10 protein-coding genes are annotated in these 25,586 nt (G+C 34.6%); 6 read left to right on the top strand and 4 right to left on the bottom strand.

Annotation, left to right across the window (positions count from 1 at the left end):
* The first annotated feature begins 42 nt into the window (after window positions 1–42).
* From araA to ACUN3A_RS10275, 3 genes are all read left to right on the top strand, one after another.
* Entirely contained in the window at window positions 43–1,551 is a 1,509-nt protein-coding gene (gene araA, locus ACUN3A_RS10285; protein ID WP_445551206.1) for an L-arabinose isomerase, read from the top strand.
* Window positions 1,552–1,966: 415 nt separating this feature from the next.
* On the top strand, window positions 1,967–3,148 hold the full coding sequence (locus ACUN3A_RS10280) for an aldose epimerase family protein (RefSeq protein WP_445551205.1): 1,182 nt from the start codon (window positions 1,967–1,969) through the stop codon (window positions 3,146–3,148).
* 193 nt (window positions 3,149–3,341) lie between these two features.
* Window positions 3,342–7,190, top strand: coding sequence for a T9SS type B sorting domain-containing protein (locus ACUN3A_RS10275; protein ID WP_445551204.1), 3,849 nt, complete (start codon window positions 3,342–3,344; stop codon window positions 7,188–7,190).
* Window positions 7,191–7,268: 78 nt separating this feature from the next.
* Here the strand turns inward: ACUN3A_RS10275 and ACUN3A_RS10270 are convergent, their stop codons facing one another.
* Window positions 7,269–9,950, bottom strand: coding sequence for a reprolysin-like metallopeptidase (locus tag ACUN3A_RS10270; RefSeq protein WP_445551203.1), 2,682 nt, complete (start codon window positions 9,948–9,950; stop codon window positions 7,269–7,271).
* A 298-nt stretch (window positions 9,951–10,248) separates the two neighbouring features.
* Between ACUN3A_RS10270 and ACUN3A_RS10265 the strand changes: the two genes are divergently transcribed.
* The 3 genes from ACUN3A_RS10265 (at window position 10,249) to bioB (ending at window position 13,253) form a co-directional block, all read left to right on the top strand.
* Window positions 10,249–11,193, top strand: coding sequence for a bifunctional riboflavin kinase/FAD synthetase (locus ACUN3A_RS10265; RefSeq protein WP_445551202.1), 945 nt, complete (start codon window positions 10,249–10,251; stop codon window positions 11,191–11,193).
* A gap of 438 nt (window positions 11,194–11,631) precedes the next feature.
* On the top strand, window positions 11,632–12,069 hold the full coding sequence (locus tag ACUN3A_RS10260; RefSeq protein ID WP_445551201.1) for a hypothetical protein: 438 nt from the start codon (window positions 11,632–11,634) through the stop codon (window positions 12,067–12,069).
* A gap of 98 nt (window positions 12,070–12,167) precedes the next feature.
* Entirely contained in the window at window positions 12,168–13,253 is a 1,086-nt protein-coding gene (gene bioB / locus ACUN3A_RS10255) for a biotin synthase BioB (RefSeq protein WP_445551200.1), read from the top strand.
* 179 nt (window positions 13,254–13,432) lie between these two features.
* On the opposite strand, the gene ACUN3A_RS10250 is transcribed toward bioB, so the two are convergent.
* The 3 genes from ACUN3A_RS10250 to ACUN3A_RS10240 form a co-directional block, all read right to left on the bottom strand.
* Entirely contained in the window at window positions 13,433–16,705 is a 3,273-nt protein-coding gene (locus ACUN3A_RS10250) for a pectinesterase family protein (protein ID WP_445551199.1), read from the bottom strand.
* A 507-nt stretch (window positions 16,706–17,212) separates the two neighbouring features.
* A complete protein-coding gene (locus tag ACUN3A_RS10245) occupies window positions 17,213–19,663 on the bottom strand; it encodes a hypothetical protein (RefSeq protein ID WP_445551198.1) in 2,451 nt (816 codons plus the stop codon).
* A gap of 257 nt (window positions 19,664–19,920) precedes the next feature.
* Window positions 19,921–24,984, bottom strand: coding sequence for a hypothetical protein (locus ACUN3A_RS10240; RefSeq protein WP_445551197.1), 5,064 nt, complete (start codon window positions 24,982–24,984; stop codon window positions 19,921–19,923).
* Window positions 24,985–25,586 lie beyond the last annotated feature (602 nt).

Genomic DNA, 25,586 nt, shown 5'->3' with positions numbered 1-25,586 from the left:
ACAACTTGAAACCTGAAACTTGAAACAAAAAATAACAAAAAAATGATTGATATATCACAAAAAGAAGTTTGGTTTGTAGTAGGAAGCCAAGAATTATACGGCCCAGAAACATTATTAAAAGTAGCAGAACATGCTAAAATCATGGGAAAAGGATTTGATGAAGCTTCTCAAATTCCAGTTAAAGTGGTTACTAAAGACACTTTGAAATCTCCTAAACAAGTATTGGATTTATGTTTAGAAGCTAATTCAAATAAAAACTGTATCGGAATTATCACTTGGATGCATACTTTTTCACCTGCCAAAATGTGGATTGGTGGTTTGAGCATTTTAAACAAACCATTGTGTCACCTACACACGCAATACAATGCTGAAATTCCATGGGCAACTATTGATATGGATTTCATGAACTTGAACCAATCGGCTCACGGAGACAGAGAATTTGGTTTTATGATGTCCAGAATGCGTAAAAAACGTAAAGTAATCGTAGGACACTGGCAAGAAGACCGCGTTTTGACAAAACTGGGAAACTGGACAAGAGTAGCTTTAGGTTGGAATGAACTGCAAAACTTAAAAGTAGCTCGTATTGGAGACAATATGCGTGAAGTTGCGGTTACAGAAGGAGATAAAGTAGAAGCGCAATTGCGTTTTGGTGTTTCTGTTAATGGTTATGATTCATCTGATGTGACTAAACATATTGAAAAAGTAACAGATGCACAATTAGCTGATTTATTAACAGTTTATGAAGCATCTTATAATTTGACTCCTTCACTTTTAGAAGGCGGAGCGCAAAGACAATCTTTGGCTGAAGCTGCAAAAATTGAATTAGGCTTAAGAGCTTTCCTTGAAGAAGGAGGTTTTGGAGCATTTACAGATACGTTTGAAAACTTAGGAGCTTGGAAACAACTTCCTGGAATTGCAACACAGCGTTTAATGGCTGATGGTTACGGTTTTGGTGGTGAAGGAGACTGGAAAACGGCTGCAATGGTGAGAGCATTAAAAGTTATGAATGTTGGTCTTGAAGGAGGAACTTCGTTCATGGAAGATTATACATACCACTTTACACCTCAAAAATCATACGTTTTAGGATCGCATATGTTGGAAATCTGTCCATCTATCGCTGACGGAAAACCATCTTGCGAAGTGCATCCATTAGGAATTGGCGGAAAAGAAGATCCAGCTCGTTTGGTATTTAATTCTCCTGCTGGTGATGCAATTAATGTTTCATTAGTAGATATGGGAACTCGTTTCAGATTAATCGTAAACGAAGTGACTGCCGTAAAACCTATGGCTGAGTTGCCAAAACTTCCGGTTGCCCGCGTATTATGGGATTGTAAACCAAACTTGGATATTGCTGCTACAGCTTGGATTCTTGCTGGTGGTGCGCACCATACAGTTTACAGTCAAGCAGTAACTACTGAATTCATGGAAGATTTTGCTGATATTGCTGGTATTGAATTATTGGTAATCGATGCGAATACAACTATCCGTAATTTCAAAGATACTATCAATGCTAATGAAGCTTATTTTCATTTGTTTCAGCATAAACTTTAATAAATTGTGAGTGGTGTATTGTAAATTGTAAATGGCAAAAAATGCCTTTAAATTCACAATACTTCTCTTTTGGAATGTTATATAAAATAGTTAGTTAAGTTGGTTTTATTTCCTGCAAGATTTTCAAACCCTTGCAGGAATTATTCCGTTAGAGTTTAAGAGTTACTACTTACTCTCTTTTGAAAATTAAATTTGTAAGTTAACAAGAGTTCGCGTGAGGGATTAAAGTGGAGCTCTTTTTTCTTTATCAATTGCCTCGGGTTTAAACCCGAGGCAATTGATAAAGAAAAAAAGCGGGAACGGAAAGCCCGACCCGGAGTTTTTACGGAGGGTCACGCCATAATCAATATTGGCAAACTGATTATTAAATTGAAATGTTTTTTATAAAATATCTAACCCAAAAAAAATAAAATATATGAATCTAGTAAAACGTTGTGTTTTTGGAATTTCCATTTTAAGTTTAGCAAGTTTAAATGTACAGTGCAAAGGAGAGAAAAAGGAAGAAGTTACTCAAGAAGCTAAAGCTACAGACTCTGTGTCTATAGTAAAAACAGAATATGGTAAAACCGAAAAAGGAGTACAAATAGACCGCTATACCTTGAAAAACCAAAAAGGTATGGAAGTCAACATCATTACGTATGGTGGTATTATTACATCGTTGAAAGTACCTAATAAAGCTGGCAAATCGGAAGAAGTGGTGATTGGTTTTAATTCATTGGAACAATACCAAAAAGCTAATCCGTATTTTGGTGCATTGATCGGAAGATATGGTAACCGAATTGCAAAAGGAAAATTTACTTTGGACGGGAAACAATATTCATTGGCCATTAACAATGAACCAAATGCTTTGCATGGTGGACCAGAAGGTTTTCATAGAGCAGTCTGGACTGCAGAAGAAGCAAAAGGTGGAGACAGCGCTTCGTTAAAACTGAAATACGTAAGCAAAGATATGGAAGAAGGTTACCCTGGAAACTTAACGGTTTTTGTAACGTATACTTTGAACAAAGACAACACTTTGGATGTGTCTTATGACGCGACAACGGATAAGAAAACGGTTGTAAACTTAACACAGCACTCGTATTTCAATTTATCAGCTGATTTCACAAAACCAATTTTAGATCATGTAATTACGATTGACTCTGACAAATTAGTTCCTGTAGATGCGACGCTTATTCCAACTGGAAAATTAACAGATGTAACTAATACTCCTTTTGATTTTAGAAAACCTACGACTGTTGGTGCAAGAATTAACAATGCTACTGACGATCAATTGAAAAAAGGATTGGGTTATGATCATTGTTGGGTATTGAATAATCAAGATAAAGGAAACCGTTTTGCTGCTTCGGCTTATGATCCAACTAGCGGAAGATTATTGGAAGTATATACCGATCAGCCTGGAATTCAATTCTACACTGGTAACTTCCTTGATGGAACTCTACCTATGAGAAATGGTGGAACTTACGCTCACAGAACTGGTTTTTGCTTGGAAACTCAACACTATCCAGATTCACCAAATCAAAAAGATTTTCCAACGACAGTCTTGAGTCCGGGAGAAAATTATAAAACAAAAACTAGTTTTAAATTTTCGGTTAAGTAATATAAAATGCAATTACCTTAAAGTTGTTACTTTTTGAATATCTATTTTTAAAAGGAAACAGTTATAAATTTTTACCTCGGATGGCTTTATGCTTCCGAGGTTTTTTCATTTAAATTTCTTAACATAATTTGTAAGTTATTTCAATATTATAGAAGTTAATTGTTATTTTTACATTAATAATTATGTTAATTTTATGTATAGAACTTTAAAAATATTATTTATTATTTTATTTTTCTCATTAGGCAGTTATGCTCAAAAAGAAACCAGTATTTGGTATTTTGGAAAAAAAGCGGGACTGAAGTTTCAGCCAGATGGCAGCGTTGTTGCTCTAACTGATGGCCAGCTAGACACACTTGAAGGTTGTGCTACTTTAGCAGACAGTAATGGCAATTTATTATTTTATACCGATGGTATTACTATTTGGAACAAAAACCATCAGATGATGCAAAACGGAACTGGCTTACTGGGACATTCGTCTGCTACACAATCAGCAACCATAGTTCCTAAACCTGGATCCTCAAATTCATTTTATGTTTTTACATTAGACGCGCTATGTAATCCAAATGGTTTTAGGTATTCTATTGTTGATATTAGCCTTGATGGAGGCCTTGGAGCTGTTACAACCGAAAAAAACATAAAAGTTTACGCACCTTCTGATGAAAAATTATCGATAGTCAAACATGCTAATAAGATTGATTATTGGGTGGTTACACATGGTTGCGGCAATAATATTTTTTATAGTTATTTACTAAGTTCACAAGGTTTAAGCGCTATCCCAGTAACATCGAATGTAGGCACTGTGGAATCTTCATTTGATTATATGGGTAACATGAAAATATCGCCGGATGGTTCTAAATTAGCGATTTGTCGGCAGCAAAACAATTTCGAATTATTCAATTTTGATAGTGCCACAGGATTAATTTCAAATCCTATAGTTTTAAGAACTCCAATCGGTAATCAATTATATACGTATGGAGTAGAATTTTCTCCAAACAGCAACATTTTATATCTTACCGTACATGGAAATTATTTAGATCAAAATAGTATAATCCAATACAATCTAAATTCAAACGATATTGCTGGTTCCGCATTTACTATTTTAACTCCCGGCATAATTCCCTATGCACTGCAGCTGGGTATTAATGGAAAAATTTATATAGCTGCAACTATTTATATAGCTGGACAAGGCTCGAAATTAAGTGTTATTAATAATCCAAATTTTTTAGGCTCAGCATGTGACCTTAATGTAAATACAGTTGACTTAGCTGGACGAATATGTCAACTGGGCTTACCCCCTTTTGTTTCATCTTTCTTCTTTAAATCAGAAATTGAAGCTACAAATTTATGTCTGACCCAAAGTACTCAATTCAAACTAAATACAGACCACATCATAACATCGATCACTTGGGATTTTGGAGATGGGAATACATCCAATGATTTAAATCCAACACATACCTACGCAAACACTGGAACTTATTCCGTTTCCGTTACGGCGATTAGTGCTGCCGATACAACTACCGAAACAAGAAAAATCATAATTTCGCCTATTCCCACTGCAACACAGCCTCAGAACATCTTAGCTTGTGATGATAACAATGACGGCTTGAATTCTTTTGATTTAACCACCCAAAACTCAGCTATTCTTAACGGGCAAGACCCTACTGTTTACGACATAAAGTATTTCGCCAGTGCTGTGGATTATGCTAATAAAATAGCTATTTCGTCTCCAAATAATTACACCAATAAAGTTCCTTATCAACAAGAAACAATTATTGCAGAGGTTTTTAACAAAGCTAATGGAGAATGTAATAGCACAACTACATTTACTATTGATGTGTTTGATACACCAAAACCGAGTACTACTATTTCTAATCTAACGATTTGCGATAACAGCAGTGCAGGAACAGATACTGACGGCAAAGTTGTTTTTGATTTAACTCAAAAAGAAACCAGTATTCTGAATGGTCAATCGGCTGCCCAATTTTTACTTTCCTATTACAAAGACGCAGGCTTAACACAGCCTATTCTAACTCCAGCTGCTTACCTGAATCAAAATCCAACTGAAACTATTTATGTAAAAGTAGCCAACAAAGACAATGTGAATTGTAGTGCAATTACTTCATTCAAAATTGATGTTTTGGCCTTGCCGGTTATTGCTAATGTGGTTGATTTAAAACAATGTGATGATAATATTGATGGCTTTAGTGTTTTTAATTTGGAAGAAGCCATCAGTAAAATAACCGTAAACGCAGCTATTGAAACAATTGCTTTTTTTAAAACGGCTTTAGATGCTCAAAACAACACCAACCCAATTCTTAATTCAACAAGTTATACCAATCAAACTGTTAGTGCTGACCAAGTATTCGTTAGAGTAACTAATACTAATGGTTGTTTTAGAATTGCTCAACTGAATCTTATTGTTTCAACAACACAGATTCCACTGGCTTTTAACAAACATTTTATACAATGTGACGATGCTGTTTTAGGCAACAATACTGATGGAATTACTTCTTTTGATTTTAGTAGTGTAACGAATCAAATTCTGAGTATATTTCCCGTTGGACAGCAATTTGACATTACCTATTATCAAAATTTAGTCGATGCTTTAGCTGAAAAAAATGCAATTACGGATATTTCGAATTATAGAAATACAAGCTCTCCAAACACACAAAATATTTACATCCGTGTCGATAGTAAATTAAATAATGATTGTCTAGGATTGGGAAGCCACATTACACTTACCGTAGAACCGATTCCAATTATACAATCGATGATACAAAACCATTGCAATGTAAATCAGAATGGAAAATATGCTTTTGACACTTCAACTATTCAAGCCAATTTATTGAATGGATTGACCAATGTCACGGTTTCTTATTTCGACCAAAACAATAACTCGCTTTCGAGTCCGTTGCCAAATCCGTTTTTAACTGGCTCTCAAACTTTAAAAGTGGTCGTTACCAACAATACCCCAACAGCTTGTTCATTTAACACCACACTACAATTTATAGTGGCTGATATACCTCAAGCTTTTCCAATTGCTCCATCATTAACAACAGTTTGCGATAATGAAGCAGATCCTATATTACAAGATGGAAAATATGCTTTTGATACTTCTGGTTTTCAAACTACAATTCTTGGAGGACAAACTGGAATGGGCGTAAACTATTTTGACAGTAATAACAACTCTCTTCCGAGTCCGTTACCTAATCCTTTTATTACCAATACCCAAACTGTAAAAGCAGAAGTTTTCAATCCTATCAATTCTACTTGTTCTGCAACAACAGTTATTCCATTTGTGGTCAATCCAGTACCAGATATTCTAATAACAGGAAATGAACTAGTGTGTAGTGACTTGCCTACTTTTACCAAAGTCATCAATGCAAGATTGCTAGACGAAACTCAAAAAAATAATTTTACCTATTCATGGACATTAGACGGAAATCCAATTCTAGGCGAAACTAATTATGATTTGACTGTTAATAAAAAAGGAATTTACAAAGTGTTGATTACTAACACTCAAGGTTGTTCCAGAACAAGGACAATTACTGTAAATGCATCAGATAAAGCAACAATAAAAATAGATATTGTTGATTTGTCTTCGGACAACAGCATAACTGTTTTGGCTACTGGAGCGGGTGATTATGTTTTTTCTCTAGACAATGAAAACGATGACTATCAAACTAATAATACATTTACTAATGTTTCTGCTGGAATACATACTGTTTATATCAAAGATTTAAATGGCTGTGGGATCGTCCCGAAAGAAGTAGCTGTTTTAGGCATCCCAAATTATTTTACACCCAATCAGGATGGATACAATGACACTTGGAACCTAAAAGGGGTAAATCCTATTTTAAATGCAAAAACCATAATTCGAATTTTTGACCGTTATGGGAAACTGATAAAACAGATTAATCCAATGGAGGATGGCTGGGATGGTACTTACATTGGTCAACAAATGCCTGCCTCAGATTATTGGTATTCTATTCAGCTAGAAGATGGCAGGGTTTTCAAAGGACATTTCGCTTTGAAGAGATAAAAAAAATGCGGTCCTTTTATAAAAAATGGGACCGCATAAAAACTATTTCTTAAACCTATAGATATTGAAAAATACAGCTTATTTAATTATAATCTTAGAACTTCCTTTACTGTCGCCATCGACAAGGGTAACAATATAAATTCCAACCTGTGCATTCGGAATCTGAACAACTTCATTGATAACACCCGTGTTTTTAATTGTTTTCTGATAAATTTTTCGTCCAGATAAATCGGTAACAAAAACCTGAATATCTTCCTTATCAGGACTTGTAAACATAACAGTAAAACTTCCTTTATTAGGATTAGGGTACAACATGAAATTTCTAATTTCATAACTAGGAATATCCAAAGTTGTATAAATACTAGAACAAATCTGAATCGATGCTGTATCTATTTTTCCGGTATCACCTGCACCTATATCTCTAAATCTTAATTTCCAAGTCCCTTGAGGATTTTCGCCATTAAAAGCTGCCAAAACACCAGCAGGAACAACCGTTTGATTAGCAGATAAACCACATTTTAATTCCGTGCCCAAATCGTCATACTTCAAAACCAAACTACCACTACTCCCTCCACAAGACTTATCAAACAACTTTACAGTAGTTCCTTTTGGACTTACCACTTCAATTTGTACATCTGAAATATAAGCATGAGTAAAAGCAACATTAAAATTAACATCTGTAATTTCACCATTAGTAGCTGGAACCACAATGGTTTTCTCTGCATAAGTTAGTGATTCTGGGATGTCATAAGGTGCCGAAAAACTATAAGTATTACAACTGGCTTCTAAACTATATCCTAAAGCAAAAGGAGTACTGTTTACTGCATAAAAAACATTGCCTGTAGGTTCGATTAAAACTCTACAGTTCTTAGCAGTAATAGCTGGAGCCATTATCACCTCTGCTCCATCATTAGGAGTATTGGATGCTAATACAATTGGAAAAGTTAATCCTCCATCTGTAGACAATTTAATATTTACATTAGCTGCTCCAGGTAACGAATTAGTTCCATTAACACTCCAATTTATAGTTTGTGCTGAACCTAAAATCCAACTACCATTTGGATCAGTCTGCGAAGTAATCGCAAATGGCCCCTTATTTCCATCAACAGTAACAATCATAGCATCTGAATTCGTTTGCGCTAAACCCGAAGCTGCATTATCTCTGGCTGTAAATACAAAATTTAATGGTCTGGATACACTAGAAACCGATTCCCATTTTGAAGATAATTGCCCTCCTAATACCCTGTTTAATGCTGGGAAATGACGACTATTATCACTAATAGGTAAAAAAGATCTAAAATTTGGCCCATTAGCTTTGGTTAGATAAGCAATACTCTTAGTGTCACTTTCTTTGCTAGTAGCAGAATCATTTTCTTCCCAACAATACGTCATTGTATCTCCATTAGGATCTGTAGCTGTACCAATCAAAACGAAAGGAGTTTCTTTTGGTATAGTATAATCAAGTCCCGCATTGACTGTTGGGGTTTGATTGCTTATTGCAACACTAACCGGACAGGTTAGAGTTGCCAAATTATCTTGAATTTGTTTAATACTAGCATATGCAAAATAATCGTCTGAGTTATTTTGAACATCATAATCAGTGATTCCTGCATAACCCATAATCGTCGAACCACTACCTGGCTCTACACTTACTCCTGTTCCCTCTACATCATATGAAAAAATATGATTTGCACCTAATTGATGTCCCATTTCGTGAGCTACATAATCAATATCAAAAGAATCTCCCTCTGGTTTTTGATTGGCTGGTGAGGTAAAACCGCTTCCTTTAGCATCAGCAACACAAACACAACCTATACAACCAGCATCACCGCCTCCACCCGAAGCTCCAAATAAATGGCCAATATCATAATTGGCATTTCCTATTACAGAGGTCAAAGTTGACTGTAACTCTGCATGCCAGGTACCTACAGTAGTATCATTACCTACTCCTACAGCAGCATTCGAATAAGGATCTGTAGCAGCATTGGTATATATAATATTTGCTTCATTAGCTATAAGTAGCAATTTTACCGAAAGATCTCTATTATAGATTCCATTTACTCTTGTCATAGTCGCATTCATTCCAGCCAATGCGTTAGCTACTGTTCCTCCAAAGTATTGAGCATATTCCCCCGTACAAGACAATGCCAATCGCAAAGTTTTATACACTCCTGTATTAGATTTTGAATCTGCTACTTTCTGAGACAAACCTTTATTTAAAGCAACATCAACTGTTTTACAGGTCATAGGTAATTCCCCTTTACTTCTACTTTTGGAAGTCGAAACCAAATAAATCGAATTATCTTCAGATAAAGGATCAATGAATTCAGAAGCGCTACCTCCTCTTAATACCATTGTTTGAACACCTTTAGGAGCAACACTAAAATTAATAGTGGCTTTAGGATCTGTAATTCCAGTTCCAGAATAGGATCTAATATTAGGATATAGAGCTTGTAAAGCTGGAACAAAATTAGAAGATTCGGTCACTAAAAACTGTTCCATTTTTCCGTCGCTATTTGGAATTACAACAGAAACTTCTTTAGTAGTTACCCCATCATTTACATGAAGTTTTTCAAGGGATTCCTTAAATTCGTCTAAATCTAAGGTATACACTCGTTTAGCATTATACAATAAAGTATCATTTTGCTTTTGAGCTGCTATTTTTCGAGAATCGCCAACTTCTTTCCATGAAGATTTGACTTGTGAAAATCCAGAAAAACTAATAATAAAAATTCCTAAACAAAAAAATAATCTATTCATATAGTGCTATTATATTAATCAAGCCATTAAACTTTGATTAGCATATTTATTATCAGTTCTTTTTATAAACCAACTATTATACTAATACTCCTAAAATTCATACACAAAATTACTCCATTTGTAATGGAATAAATAATTATTTAAAACAAAAACGCAAAATTTAGAGTTCAGAATAACATATATAACAAATTTCATAAATTAGAACACCTTTAATAATTCTAATTCATAAAAATAGAAGCTTCTAAGTGTTCTTTTAAAATAGATAGTATAAATTTGCAAAAAATTTAAAATAGTCACTTTGAAAATTTTTCATTCTATAAACGATTTCCATGTTGCTACAGGAAAAACGATAAAAAAAACGATTCTTACGTTGGGAACCTTTGACGGAGTTCATTTTGGGCATAAAAAAATTTTAGAAAAATTAACCCAAAATACTGAAAACGGCAAGTATGAAAGTTTAGTCCTTACTTTTTTTCCGCATCCTAGAATGGTCCTACAAGAGGATTCGGATATAAAAATGCTCAATACTATAGATGAAAAAATAGCGCTATTGGATCAAATTGGAATTCAAAATTTAGTCATCCATCCTTTTGATGAAAGTTTCTCCAGATTGACTGCCGAAGAATTTGTAAAGCAAGTTCTTGTGAATCAATTTCATATTCATAAAATAATAATTGGACATGATCATCGTTTTGGACGCAATAGGACTGCTAATATTGATGATTTAAAAACTTTTGGCAAACAATATGATTTTGAAGTTGAAGAAATTTCTGCTCAGGAAATAAAAGAAGTTTCGGTAAGTTCTACCAAAATAAGACATGCTCTGGATAAAGGCAATATAGCTTTGGCTAACGAATACTTGGGCTACCAATATTCCTTGACAGGCACAATAACCAAAGGCAGACAACTGGGCAGAACTATTGGATTCCCTACTGCAAATTTGAAACTGGAAGAAAACTTCAAGCTAATTCCTAAAAATGGCGTCTACATTGTTAGTAGTATTATCGACGAAAAAACAGTTTTCGGAATGATGAATATTGGGTTTAACCCAACTGTTGCTGGTAAACACCAAACCATAGAAATCAATTATTTTGATTTTAATGCCGATTTATATGATCAAAAAATCACGGTTTCTATATGGGAAAGAATCCGGGATGAACAAAGATTTGATTCAATTGATTTTTTAAAAGCACAATTAGAAAAAGACAAAAATACGGCGTTAGCATATTTCGAAAATTTATAAAACAGCTTCAAATCATCTTCATAGTTTTCTCCGATTAACCAAATAATAGGCAGAATAGATTTAATTTATTATAATTCATTCAGCAGAAAATCTGTATTATCTAGCAAAAACACCCTTTTAAGAATAAAACGCTTTACTTTTCAAAGATTTTGCAGCGTTTTTATTCAATAATTATCACACCTATTTTGACAAAAATATAGAAAAGCATATTCTATTCTCGAAATGAATTTTATACTGATTCTAACATCCCCACCTAGTTAGAATATAGAAATCACGACATTAACCCATTAACAAAATCATATTTAATTCTTTTTTAAACACAATTACTCACAACTTTTTAACAGTTTTAATTTTATATTACTATTTTTTTGTAAATTTATATCAACCTAATTGCTTACAAAAAGATACTGAATTTTTAACTTTTAAAAACCGTTTATCATGAAAGTAAAAAAAGAAATTAAAAATGGGTACTTCATTTTTATATCTATAGGAACCTATTTCCTATTAATGGAATTTTTAGGCTTATCAAATCTTTTTTATTTGAGGCTTTTTAATATTGTATTCATTGTTTATGCTGTAAATGATACTTTAAAATCGAGAATCGCTCACCATAAGCAAAATTTCTTATCAAACGCTATAGCTGCTTTAACTACTTCGGTAGTCGGCGTTTTTCTCTCCATTGTTGGATTACTGATTTACAGCTATATGAGAGGAGGCGACACTTATATAAATAAGCTATCCGAAACGTTTCTTTTCGGTGGTCATCCGTCTATCAATATGTATTGTTTTACTTTATTTTTTGAGGGAATCGCATCTTCGGTTATTGTTACTTTATTACTCATGTTATATCACAACAACAAATTTGTTGCCGATTAAGCTATCTTTCAAACAATTAACCGTAAGTCTTTTTAAATATTGTTCGTTGGTTCTTTATAACAATTTGATTACTTTTGAACCATCAAAATAAAGGATCGATGAGTATCACAAAACACAATTGGACGAAAGAAGAAATAATTGCAATTTATAATAAACCTATGATGGATTTGCTTTTTGAAGCAGCTACTATCCATAGGGAGCATCATGACCCAAATGTAGTTCAGGTATCTACTTTGGTTTCTATTAAAACTGGTGGATGTTCTGAAGATTGTGGTTATTGCCCACAAGCTGCCAGATACAATACTGGTGTTGAAGGAAATGATTTAATGTCGGTAAACCAAGTAAAAGCACAAGCTCTTAGAGCTAAATCTGGAGGCTCTTCACGTGTGTGCATGGGAGCTGCCTGGAGAAACGTAAAAGATGGTCCGGAATTCGATCAAGTTTTGGAAATGGTCCGCACCATAAACAAAATGGACATGGAAGTTTGCTGTACTCTAGGTATGATTACAGAAAACCAAGCACAACGATTAGCAGAAGCCGGTCTTTATGCTTATAATCACAACTTAGACACCTCTGAAGATTATTACAAAGAAGTTATCTCTACTCGCGGATTTGAAGATCGCTTACAAACAATTGAGAACGTTCGTAAAACCAGTGTAACAGTATGTAGCGGTGGAATTATAGGAATGGGAGAAAGCGTAGATGACAGAGCAGGAATGCTTGTAGCTCTTGCGACTTTAAATCCTCAACCTGAATCAGTACCAATAAATGCATTAGTTGCTGTAGAAGGAACTCCTATGCAAGACGAAAAGCCAGTTGAAATTTGGGAAATGATACGAATGGTTGCTACTACAAGAATCGTTATGCCAAACACTCAAGTACGCTTGTCAGCCGGAAGGATGAATATGAGTCGAGAAGGACAAGCCATGTGTTTCTTTGCTGGTGCCAACTCTATTTTTGCTGGTGATAAATTATTGACCACACCAAATCCTGACGTAAATGAAGACATGAAAATGTTTGATTTATTAGGGTTAAAACCGCAAAAACCTTTTACAAAAGTTGTTCAAAGACCAACTGTTGAAGCAGTAGATTCTAAATTCGAATCTCTAGGAGAAAAACCAAAATGGACTCGACCAAGTCACACCATTGAGAAAAATTTAGAAGCTTCGATAAAAGGAAAATAAACCTTTTTGCTCCAAATAACAAAAGCCCATTTTCAATGAGAAAATGGGCTTTTTGACTTAATAATAACAAGAACAAAACTCTTGACCCCAAATCAATTATAGTTTTAAATAATTTCCCTTAAAGAAATCAAGAAAAAAGCTTCACAAATTGCGAAACTTTTTCCAAATAAAAACTGATATTAATAAGTCATTAACTTAACTGTTTTTTGACCGTCAGTTGCTTTAACAACTACAATCCAAATCCCAGCTTTCATACTAAAATTAGCATCAGTCGCAGTTTCAAATGATTTTACTAAAGCACCATTTAAACCATAAACCGAAACTGTAGTATTTGATTTTACATTAGAAACAGTAATGTTATTTTTATTCCCATAAACAGTTACTGCAGATTCTGTTTGATATGATTTTGTACCAAGTGGATCGGCAGCTATTAAAGATGGTAATGGATCCCAACCATCAGTGCCTTTAGTAAAATTAAAAGCAGTAATAGCTGTTGTCCCATCTGACAAAGTTGGTGTTGCTAATTTAGTAGCCCAAGAAGCACGACTACTTTGATTATTAGCTCCTGAATTTTCAATAGTTCCAAACTCATACATTTTAGCAGATTGACCCGATAAAGTATCCAACCATCCAAGTGGAATAATTAGCGATTGACCTGCAAAATTAGGATTATTTGAAGTTTCAATAGTTGTGTTATAAAAAACAACTTCACTAGTATTTGCTGCCCATGGACGACCAAAGTAACCAGGTTTAGAACGGTATGCCGAAGCTGTCTCTGTGCCTGGTGCAGCAGAAGTAACATTACATTCATACATCAAATAGCCTCTTCCACTAGCTTGTTGTGCAGCAGTAATGTAACTTACATCATTATTATCTTCACTTGTATTCATCGCTAAAGCCGTTTTATAAAAAACCGCATTCATCCCTCCAAAGAGATAATCAGTTCCTCCCATCATTACACCTTTGTAAACCACAACTCTAGCACCCGTTCCTCCGTAAAAAGAATCTTGACGACCAATTACTCTGCAATTTGTCAAAACTACTTTGTCAATATTATTTGCAATAGCAATAGCTGCAGCTCTTTCAACAAAAGATTTAGCTTGAACAGCAGTACTTCCCATTATTTTGGAACGTACTCCTTTGTTTCCATCACCCAATTCTAAAACATCTTCAGATTCTTTCTTAGAAACATATTGATTATAAGAATTCTCAAAAATGATATCATTCGCTATAAAACCGTTAGCATTTACAACCACAGTTGCATTCCAATACGAACCATTAGTAGTTCCTGCACCAGCATTTGTATAAGATGAATATCCATTTTCCTTATTTACTTTCAAAACATCTGCGTGCCATTTTTGATCCGATGCCATACTATAATATTTATAACCGTGACCATAATAAGAAGTAACACGAACAGCATTAGCATTAATATCCACACCGCTATTAGACAAAGCAATACTAGGTGTAGTCGCAGCATTTTTCAAAGTAACATTTGGCTGATTGATTACTAACATTTCTTCATAATTTCCTGGATCAACCATAATAGTCACTCGGTCTGTAGCAGTACGAATCATATTAGAAACTGCAGAAAGTGCATCATTAATTGTAACGTATGTTTTACCTGTACCTACTGTAATTGTTGGAATATAAGCGATTGTTTTAACAATAGAAACATCAGTAATATAAGTTGTATATGCCGATCCCAACATGGTCAAAGTCACATATCCTGGCGCATTTCCTGGGTATAAATATTCTACTTTCTCAACAATTGCGGTACTATTTGTTGCTGTTGTAATTGGAGCACCTCCATCAACTGAAAAATTAGCCGTGTAATAATACGATATTACAACTTTGTCTCCTACAGATACCGGAATCTGTACAGTTCCACCTGTTTTAGCTAATAAATGTCCCGAAGCAATTTGATTTGATATCATACCAACTGTACCTCCAAATACCATTCCTTTATAAGCGACAGTTGAAGTTGTTATAGTTCTATCATCAAAAGACCAATTAGTTACTGGTGTAAAATTTAATGTTTTAGCAAGAGCACTTCCATTGACTATTAAATTTGAGGTTAAATCTAAATCAACCACATAGTCATCCAATCCAGAATAGGTTATTTTATATGTTCCATCTCTTAAAGTTACTGCAGAACCATAATTAAAATCATAGCTATAACCGCTTTCATTCATATTAGTAAATGTCAATTTCAATTTACCCTCTTGTGTAGCATTTAATCCTGTAGCAGTAACAGTTATAGGATAAACCGCTTTCTTCGTAAATTCAATATTTATACCAGACTGTGCTCCTACAATTTGTATTGGATTTGTAGATGAAACCCTATAATCATTAATACCTTGCCCAGAAATTGTATAATCTACACCAGCTTCTAATTTAACTGTATAATTTGACCCCGTGATAATAGGTTGCGGAACATAGATTTTATTTTTTGTTGGATCAGGAGTATATTTTAAAGATGACAACTTTGAAAGATCAGCCCCAAGTCCAACGATAGAACCACTTACATCATACAAATCAACTTTTAAAACAGAAATACCATTATAAGTAGTAGTTGTATCTGTAACATCTAATGATTCACCACTACTAACAATATAGCCGTTTGCATTAAGCAAAGTCACTTTATAAGTATATCCAGAAGCAAGATTTACATTAAATATTCCTGCCGTTACAGGAGCGGTCCAAGATTTTCCCGCAGCATTAGTAAACACAACTGAATATCCGCTAATACCTGCTGCTTGAGTTTCATCAATAGAACCTGTAATTGCTTTATAATTAGCATGTTTTCTTAAAATTCTATAACAATTAAATTTCCCACCTAAACAAGACATTTTAAAATTTCCTGCCTGTTTTGCTTGAAACTTAGCCAAAGTAACTGTAGTTCCTGATGTTACTAATGGGATTAATTCTGTTTGCAAATTAGTTGTAGTATTTACAACAGTAAGATTACTACTTGAAGCTCCAGACTCAATGCTCGCAACAACAGCCACTTCATCGTCTTCTTGTAATGTCAAAGTAAAAAATCGTGTCGTACCATTAGCAGCGGCAGAACCATTACAATAATACCTTCCAGTATAGTTAGGGTCTGTAGTCCCAAGAGTACTGTGTGCAACACAAGTAATCCCTGGATTTGTTGTATATAATCTATCGCTACCTCCTGTTGTAAGAGTTAAAACTCCTGCTGTAAGAATAAGAGGAGTTGCAGGTAATTGCAATGTAGTAGGCAAATTAATGCCTATAGCTCCAGGAACAGTAGCTGGAACAGTAACTGGATACCAACCATTTATAATATCCGCAGTCAGCAAATTATTATACAAACTTGTGTCTAATGTTGCACCTCCCAAATCCCAGACATCCGTCTTTGTTTGAGCTTGAATAAACGATATCGAACTCAACATCGTCAAAAAGAGTAAACGTAATTTTCTTTTCATTTGGTTTTTCTTTAACGGTTAATAATATATTTTAAAATTTTATATGCTTTTACGTAATCCTCTTGTTATAAGTATCCCAAATGCAGAAACAATTTTAAATACTAATTCAAATAGCACAAAATCTTCCCCTCCTAATATTTTTATCTAAATCATTCTAACATCAAAAATCCAAACTACAACTGGTTTGACTGTGTTTTCAATATCCTGCCTATTGATTAATTCTAGATTTAAAATACATTCTTGATAAAATTTACCACAACAACTATCAAATCAAAAACATGTAATCGATTACACAAAAATAGTTTTTATTTTTATATAATTCAATTAATTAACAATAAAAAATTTAATACAATAAAAAAATAATCCTTTTTCAACCATATTAACATGTTAAAACCAACAAAATCATAAATTCACAATAATATCGGTAAGTATTTATCTCAATAAAACAGCACAAAAAAACCCATCCTGAATAAACAGGATGGGTTTCTAAAAAATAATTTTATGCGATTACTTATGAAAAATAATTTCTTCACTCGCCCGTTTACCATCTTCAAATTCTGCCACAACAATCATTAATTGATTACTTACAATCAAATGGTTTATAACAAATTCATTTTTGTCCAAATTACTTTTTTCATAAAGCAAACTTCCTTTTAAATCATACAATTTTACAGAAGTCAAAACCTTATTAGCAGAATTAATTTTTATTTGTTGGTTTTCTACAGATATAACAATTCCTTTGCCTTTGGATTGAACATCAGTACCCAATTTAGAATTATCTGTATAGCGTAACACGAAGCGATTTGAAAAAACTCCTATCTCGGTTGTGAATAAATAGGGTTCGTTCTTTAAATTATGAATTTTATTAGTCATTTTGTCTTCCAAATAAATCTCCTGTTCAGTCAAAAATCCATCAATTGTATCAATACCTATTTTAAAAGTTCCTGCTATTGTGGTTTTATATCCTAATGGCACTTCATCTAAAGCATCAAATGGCAAACTACGCCCTTGTATGGTGTAATTCTTAGCATTACAAACACTGTAAAAATCAATAAAAACATTTCCGTCAAGTGTCGTACCATCATACAAATTATCAAAATCATTGGTTGCCCCTGCCATATATCCCACTAATAATTGTTTAAAAGCTCCTTGATCATTAGTTAAATTCAGCCAAACCCTATTTCTTACTATTGCCGTTATCTTCTTAGTGCTTTGTTGTTTAAAAAATTGACTGTTCATCCCGGAATCGGTAATCCGCATCGAATTGTTGAATGTAAAATTTCCTGATCTTTTGCTGTCAACAAAAAAGGATTGACCAGCTGCAATTTTCCCCAAAGGAACCATACTTAAACTACCTGAAGCCATACCTTCACCAGGCTTAGTAGCTCCCAGCAAAGTATAAGTAGCATAATCATTTGCAGCATACTCATACTGATTATTTAGCACATTTAATTCCCTCTTCTTTTTATGCGCCCAAAAGTATAAGGCTCCATTGATTATTCCCTTATTATAAATCATAAACAAATCAGCATCTATCGCCGAAGGGTATGGATTTCCTATTAAATTGCTTTTATTAACCCCTTGCGAAGCTATAGTTACAAGTCCGTTATGCGGAATTCCTTTAAACACAACATTTTGAGGCGACAAACCTCCTAAAGGTACTCTAGCAATGTATCCTTTAGCAGGAAGCATTTCGCTACTCCCCGATACTGGAGCCCAATTATCAACGAGCCAACTCCAATATTTATCACTACTAGACGACAACTGCCCCATCATTTGGCCAACTACAGGTGAACTCCAATACACATAATCAAAATCATTTACAGCAGAAGTTGTACGATTGTAAATGATTTTCCCCGTATTTATTGCTAAATCATTAATTTGAATCAAACTCGCACCGTTCTCGAAAGTAAGGTTTCCATCCATAAAATTTAAATTATTTTGGAGTTTTACAATCGCATCAGATTCAACATGAACTGCCGCTAAATCATCAATTTTACAAGAACAAGCTTCTAATAAACTGTTCACATTAAAATCGCTCGAAAACTGGACGTTCTTATTAATGTCTGGCAAACCATTAGACCAACCATTATTATAAACCGTTACTGGTGGAGATACTTCAATTGTATTAGAATTGGCACTTACTTCACAATGATTTGTTGCGCGAAGTCGCACATAATAAGAACTACCTGCTCCCAAACCTGAAATGGTTTCAACCAAAACATTTCCCAATTCCTTATTTTGATAACCTGGAACAAAATTTAAAAAATCAGGTTCTTTGGCTACATCAATAAAATAATTATTAGCTAATAATGACGCTGGCCATTGTAAATCAAAAGAAGTTGCGGTACAACTAATACTTTTTGCTGGCAATACTACTGCCTGTGGTTGAGCACAAGAAACTTTTCCATTAAAATTAAAATCATTAACACTAAAACTTCCTGTTCCTGCCAGAGCGGCAAAACCATATATTCTAAATTTAATGGGAGTTGTTACATTTTGAAAAGACATACCCGCTAAAGAAACTGTTGAAGAAATCATATAAGGAACTGCTGAACCAATATTTGAAACCATCGTAATATCTGAAGCAAAATTATCTACACTGGAACGAAAAGAAAAACGTGTGGGACCAAGCAAAGAAATTTGTCCAGTAAATTCAAAATTCTCAAAATCAATCTTTTGATCAATATTTGGTGTTATGACAAACTCAAAATAAGCATTCGGATCGAATGATAGAAGTCCCCAGCTTTTAGCGTCATATCTGTTATTAGCATCTATACCAAATAAAGCACTTCCTCTTCCAATACCCGAAGCACTGATATTAAGATTAACTACTTGATCGGCCACAAAAGGATTAACAGAATTAGGATTAGCTCCAACAATTGAGTTGCTAAATATTGATTGTCCAAAAGAAAAGACAGGATAACAAAATACTAAAATCTTCAATAATTCCTTCATATTTATTTTTATTTAAAATAAATATAAGAATTATAGTAAATATAAAATAATTTAAATAAGATAATTTCTTACTAAAAAACAAATAAACAAAAGTTTTGAATTAGTATATTAAAACATCAAGTTAAAATTACTACGATGACTTTGATTTCCGAAGATTATACAATTAGGTTTGAATCCTTTTCGAGATAGTAAATCAGATAAAAAAAACCATTCTGAATAAACAGAATGGTTTGAAAATTTATAATTTTTAGTATTCTTTAATCATGAAAAATAATTTCTTCACTTACCCATTTACCATCTTCCAATTGCACCATAACAATCAAAAACTGATTACTGGTAGCTAAATTTTCAATGCTGAATTCCTTTTGGCCTACTTTATTTTTTACATAAATTAAACTTCCTTTCAAATCATACACATTTACAGAAGATATGGTCTGATCAAAAGAGTTGATTTTTACTCGGCTATTTTTTACTGATACAATAACTCCTTTGCCGTCTTTCGCTTGAACCTCATCTGTTCCTAATGTTTTTGAGGTATCAGTATAACGCAACACAAAACGATCTGTAAAAGTTCCAATTGCCGTAGTAAACGAATAGCTTCCGCTTTTTAAATTCTGAATTTTATTGGTTATTTTGTCTTCCAAATAAATGTCTTGATTTGTAAAATCTCCATCAAAATTATCAATCGCTATAGTAAATGTTCCAGCTACAGTTGTTTTATAGCCCAATGGTATTTCATCCGTTACACTAAATGGTAAACCACGTGCCTGAATGCCATAATTCTTATCATTAGCAATACTATAAAAATCTACAAAAGTATTTCCATCAAGTGTTGTACCATCATACAAATTATCAAAATCATTAGTCGCTCCTACCATATATCCCACCAGTAATTGCTTAAAAGCACCTCCATCATTGGTTAAATTCAACCAAATCCTATCTCTATCTGAAGCAATTCCTTTCTTGGTACTCGCCTGTTTAAGAAAATGATTATTCTCTCCTGTAGTAGAAACCCTCATCGAATTATTAAATGTAAAATTTCCTGATCTTTTACTTTCAACAAAAAAGGATTGACCAGCAGCAATATTACTTGAAGGAGCTGCACTACCACTACCTGAAGCTGTACCTCCAAACAAAGTATAAAGAGCATAATCATTAGAAGCATATACATATTGATTGTTTGCACTATCATAAACTCTCGGTTTAGTGTGTGTCCAAAAATACAAAGCTCCATTAATTATTGTCTTATTATAATTTATAAACAAATCCGCATCAAGTGCTGAAGGATATGGATTCCCAATTAAATTGCTTTTATTAACTCCTTGCGAAGCTATCGTTTTGACACCATTATTTGGCGTTCCCAAAAACACAACATTTTGAGGTGAAGTACCTAAAGGCACTCTAACAATATATCCTTTAGCAGGAAGCATCACGTCTGTTGCCTTTGCCGGAGCCCAATTGTTAATAAGCCAACTCCAATATTTATCACTAGTAGGTGATAACTGTCCCAACGTACGACCTGCTACTGGCGAACTCCAATAGACATAATCATAATCGTTTACAGTAGAAGTAGTACGTTTATAAGTAATACTACCTGAATTTGTGGCTAAATCATTCTCCTGCACCAAACTCGCCCCATTCTCGAAGATCAAGGTTCCTTGTACATTCAAACCATTTTGCACTTTTAACACTTTCCCAGCAGCAACTGTAATTGTTCTGGTTCCTTTGACTTCGCAAGAACAACCTACTACATCATTCGCTATTGTAAAATCACCATCAAAAACAATATTTCTATTGCTATTACTAGTATTTGGCTCTCCATTGTCCCATGAACCCCCATTCCATTTAGTAGTCAACACAGGATTTATAGTAACAGAAACAACGGCTGAAGTACAAACTCCGTTAGAAACCTTAAAATTATAAGTAGTACCTGAGCCTGTTGCAGCTAAATCTGAAATTGTAACAGAACCACTTCCTCCTGTAGCATCGTAAATATCAACATTATCTTGATATAATGACCATAAACCTGAAGTTGGTAAATTGTTTAATAAAACACTTCCTGTTGCTGTTGCACAAGTAGGCTGCGTTAGTGTTCCACCTGTGGGAGTTGTTAGCAATGCTTTAACTGTAAAAGGCTGTGAGGCTGTTTTTGTTCCGCCACAACCTCCTGTAACTGTATAAACTATATTACAAGTCCCTGCACTAACTGCCGTAACAACTCCCGTTCCGGCTACAACCGTTGCTATTGCTGTATTATCACTAGACCAGCCGCCAGTACCACCGCCTAAAACTTGACCCGATACTGTATATGTACTTGTTCCTCCAACACATTGTGGACTTGTGCCTGCTGTAACTGTTCCTGCACTTGCTGTAGCAGTAACTGTAAAGGGTTGAGAGGCTGTTTTTGTTCCGCCACAACCTCCTGTAACGGTATAAATTATATTACAAGTTCCTGAACTAACTGCCGTAACTACACCTGTCCCAGCTATAACTGTAGCTATCGCTGTATTATCACTAGACCAGCCTCCTGTTCCACCACTTAAAATTTGACCAGAAACTGTATATGTAGTTGTTCCTCCAACACATTGTGGACTTGTACCTGCGGTAACGGTTCCTGCACTTGCTGTAGCAGTAACTGTAAAGGATTGAGAGGCTGTTTTTGTTCCGCCACAACCTCCTGTAACAGTATAAATTATATTACAAGTTCCCGAACTAACTGCCGTAACTACACCTGTCCCAGCTATAACTGTAGCTATCGCTGTATTATCACTAGACCATCCGCCTGTACCACCGCCTAAAACTTGACCAGATACCGTATATGTGGTTGTTCCTCCAACGCATTGTGGACTTGTGCCTGCTGTAACTGTTCCTGCACTTGCTGTAGTAGTAACTGTAAACGGTTTAGATGCCGTTTTTGTTCCGCCACAACCTCCTGTAACGGTATAAACTACATTACAAGTTCCTGAACTAACTGCTGTAACTACACCTGTCCCAGCTATAACTGTAGCTATCGCTGTATTATCACTAGACCAGCCTCCTGTTCCACCACTTAAAATTTGACCAGAAACTGTATATGTAGTTGTTCCTCCAACACATTGTGGACTTGTGCCTGCCGTAACTGTTCCTGCACTTGCTGTGGCTGTAACTGTAAAGGGTTGAGAGGCTGTTTTTGTTCCGCCACAACCTCCTGTAACAGTATAAATTATATTACAAGTTCCTGCGCCAACTGCTGTAACTACACCTGTGCCTGCAACAACCGTAGCTATTGCTGTATTACTACTTGTCCACCCACCTGTTCCACCGCCTAAGATTTGGCCAGATACTGTATACGTAGTTGCTCCACTAATACATTGTGGGCTGGTACCCACAGTTACTGTTCCTGCACTTGCAGCAGGTGTTACCGTAATTGTTCCCGTAGCAGCTGGACTACCACCACAACTGCCTCCTGTTAATGGAATGCTATAATTAAATGTTCCTGATGCACTAGGAGTTCCGCTAATTGTAATCGTATTAGCTGCAAAAGAGGCAGTTACTCCTGCTGGTAAATTTATTGGAGTCCCGATACCTGTAAAACCACTCGTTGTATGAGTAATAGTAGTCATTGCTGTATTAATACAAGGTGTAGGACTTGATGAAGCTGCCAAAACAGAATTAGTAACTGTTATTAAAACTACCGTTGAATAACCTTGACACCATGGAGAGGAAGTCATTTGTGAAGTGACGGCTCTAAAATAAGTACTTTGCGTCAGATTACCTATAACAGTACCTGTCAAAGTAGTAGCTGTAGAATTTATAGTTTGTTTAGGATTAAAATCGATATTGGTAGAATATTCCCAACTAGTAACCGCAGAAGTATTTCCTGTTACTACTAAATCTGCTGGTTTTGTTCCTGAACAAATGGTTTGTGATGAAGCGAGTGTGCCAGAATTTGTAGCTCCTGTTACTGTAATAGTTCCTCGATTAGAATTATTAGAAACCGCACAATAATCATAAGCTCTTATTCTATAATACAACGTTCCAGTTGGTAGAGCCGCAAAATTATAACTTCCGTTATATGTTCCCTTGAAATTGTTGAATCCAGCAACAAAATTAGTAAAACCCGTATCTGTAGCAATATCTAAGTAGTAACCAATAGCTCCTGAAACCTGATTCCAATCAAGCTGTACATAACCACAATTCCCGGCAACATCCCTTACGGTAGGAGAAGCGGTGTTGATTGCTGAATTGACATTTACATACTTATAGCCATTACCTTCACCATTTGCATAACCTGTTCCACAAGAATTTACCGCATTCACTTGAATATTACCACTTTGGTTAGATGTCCCGGTTGTCACAGTAATACTAGTTGTTCCTTGTCCTGTTGTAATTGTCCATCCAGAGGGAACATACCAAACATAACTAGTCGCCCCATTTACTGCAGCTATCGAATAAGTTTGATTTGTTAATCCTGGACATTGAGGAGTTGTACCAGTAATAAAACCAGCTGCCGACGGTGCTCCAACATAAACAGCTCTGGTAGAAATTACCCCTGATAGAGTATAACTAATTATTGAGCTTCCTGCTGCTACACCAGTTACAACACCAGAAGAATTTACCGTAGCAACTGAAGTGCTACTGCTGGACCAAGTTCCTCCAGAGGCAGTAGAAGAAAAAGTTGTAGTTCCATTAACACAAACACTTTGATTTCCAGATAATGTCCCGGCAGTATTATACCCTCCTTGTGTCATTACAGTCGAAAAAGAGGGTGAACCGCCACTACAATAAGAAATTACAGTTGAACCAATAGAAATATCTATATTATTATTACACTGTCCTGAAAGCCCACCAGTGCTAACTTGTAATTCTGCAGCTGCAGGTAGTACTAGATGAGATTTTTTATCAAAATCAATAGTTGCTTTTGGGGTTAAGTTTGGGGTTACGACAAGCGTAGTAGTTGTTAAATTGTAATTAGTATCACTATTGTTTGCATTCAAAAATAAAGTCCCACTAATTGTAACTGTGCCCATTGGCTGTGTAGTAATACCTGAAGTCCCAATAGTTATAGTGTGACTTGGCTGGATCAAAACTGCATATGTTCCTGAATTCTGCCCAGGATAACTTGTTGTTGACGTAACCCAAGCACTTCCATTATAATATTCCCAACTTTCAGGAGTTGTCCAGCTTCCAGAGGCTAAAGAACGATAATCTCCTGTAGTTTGAGCAGAAACAGTGTTTGCAAATATAAAAAAGAACAAAACCATCAGAAACAAACCAATAAATTTTGATTTTCTTGGGGCAAATTCAGTATTTTTTTCTGAATTAAAGTATTTTTTATTCATGTGGTATTTTTTTAAATCTACTATAAAAGCAATAATGTTATAACTTTTTATATATACGTTGATTTTGAAATAAAGGTTTTTGATTTGAAAAATTTAACACTTGTTAACGAAAAATATAGGCGAGTTTAAAAAACTGAACTTTAAACCACTTTTTCTTGAAAACCCATTCAAAAAAATGAAGTTCCAAAAATCATGCCTCATTAAGTTAAAAAATGTTAATTTGAGAAATTGCTGTTTGATTATTCTGTAAAAGAAACTTAACATCACCGCCAATTCCATGGGAATTCGAACAACTAACAGTCGTTGTTAAATTTTTAAAAATTGGATAAACATAAGTTGTGTATGCACTGGAAGTAATATAATTTCCCGTTAGCATAACTTGTGTAAATGCAAAAAAAGGTAAAACTAAAAAACGCAGTAAAACATTAGATCTGGATAGGATTCTAATCATATTCGGGGCTTTAGGATTAAATTTGTTTTTAAATGGACCTGAAATAAATCAGTTGGTATTGCCATAAAAAAGTTTTGCAAAGATAATACTAAAAATCAATGGTTTACAAACATATCGAAAAAAATTAATAGCTAATCAAATGTTAAATTTT

The sequence above is a fragment of the Flavobacterium sp. WC2509 genome (genome assembly GCF_052683105.1).
Note: the sequence above shows the minus strand (reverse complement) of the source record. Positions and strands in the feature narration are given on the sequence as shown.

Excerpts from the sequence above, each read along its gene's own strand:
- araA (WP_445551206.1), top strand. The coding sequence starts at position 43 with ATGATTGATATATCACAAAAAGAAGTTTGGTTTGTAGTAGGAAGCCAA.
- ACUN3A_RS10280 (WP_445551205.1), top strand. The coding sequence starts at position 1,967 with ATGAATCTAGTAAAACGTTGTGTTTTTGGAATTTCCATTTTAAGTTTA.
- ACUN3A_RS10275 (WP_445551204.1), top strand. The coding sequence starts at position 3,342 with ATGTATAGAACTTTAAAAATATTATTTATTATTTTATTTTTCTCATTA.
- ACUN3A_RS10270 (WP_445551203.1), bottom strand. The coding sequence starts at position 9,950 with ATGAATAGATTATTTTTTTGTTTAGGAATTTTTATTATTAGTTTTTCT.
- ACUN3A_RS10260 (WP_445551201.1), top strand. The coding sequence starts at position 11,632 with ATGAAAGTAAAAAAAGAAATTAAAAATGGGTACTTCATTTTTATATCT.
- bioB (WP_445551200.1), top strand. The coding sequence starts at position 12,168 with ATGAGTATCACAAAACACAATTGGACGAAAGAAGAAATAATTGCAATT.
- ACUN3A_RS10250 (WP_445551199.1), bottom strand. The coding sequence starts at position 16,705 with ATGAAAAGAAAATTACGTTTACTCTTTTTGACGATGTTGAGTTCGATA.
- ACUN3A_RS10245 (WP_445551198.1), bottom strand. The coding sequence starts at position 19,663 with ATGAAGGAATTATTGAAGATTTTAGTATTTTGTTATCCTGTCTTTTCT.
- ACUN3A_RS10240 (WP_445551197.1), bottom strand. The coding sequence starts at position 24,984 with ATGAATAAAAAATACTTTAATTCAGAAAAAAATACTGAATTTGCCCCA.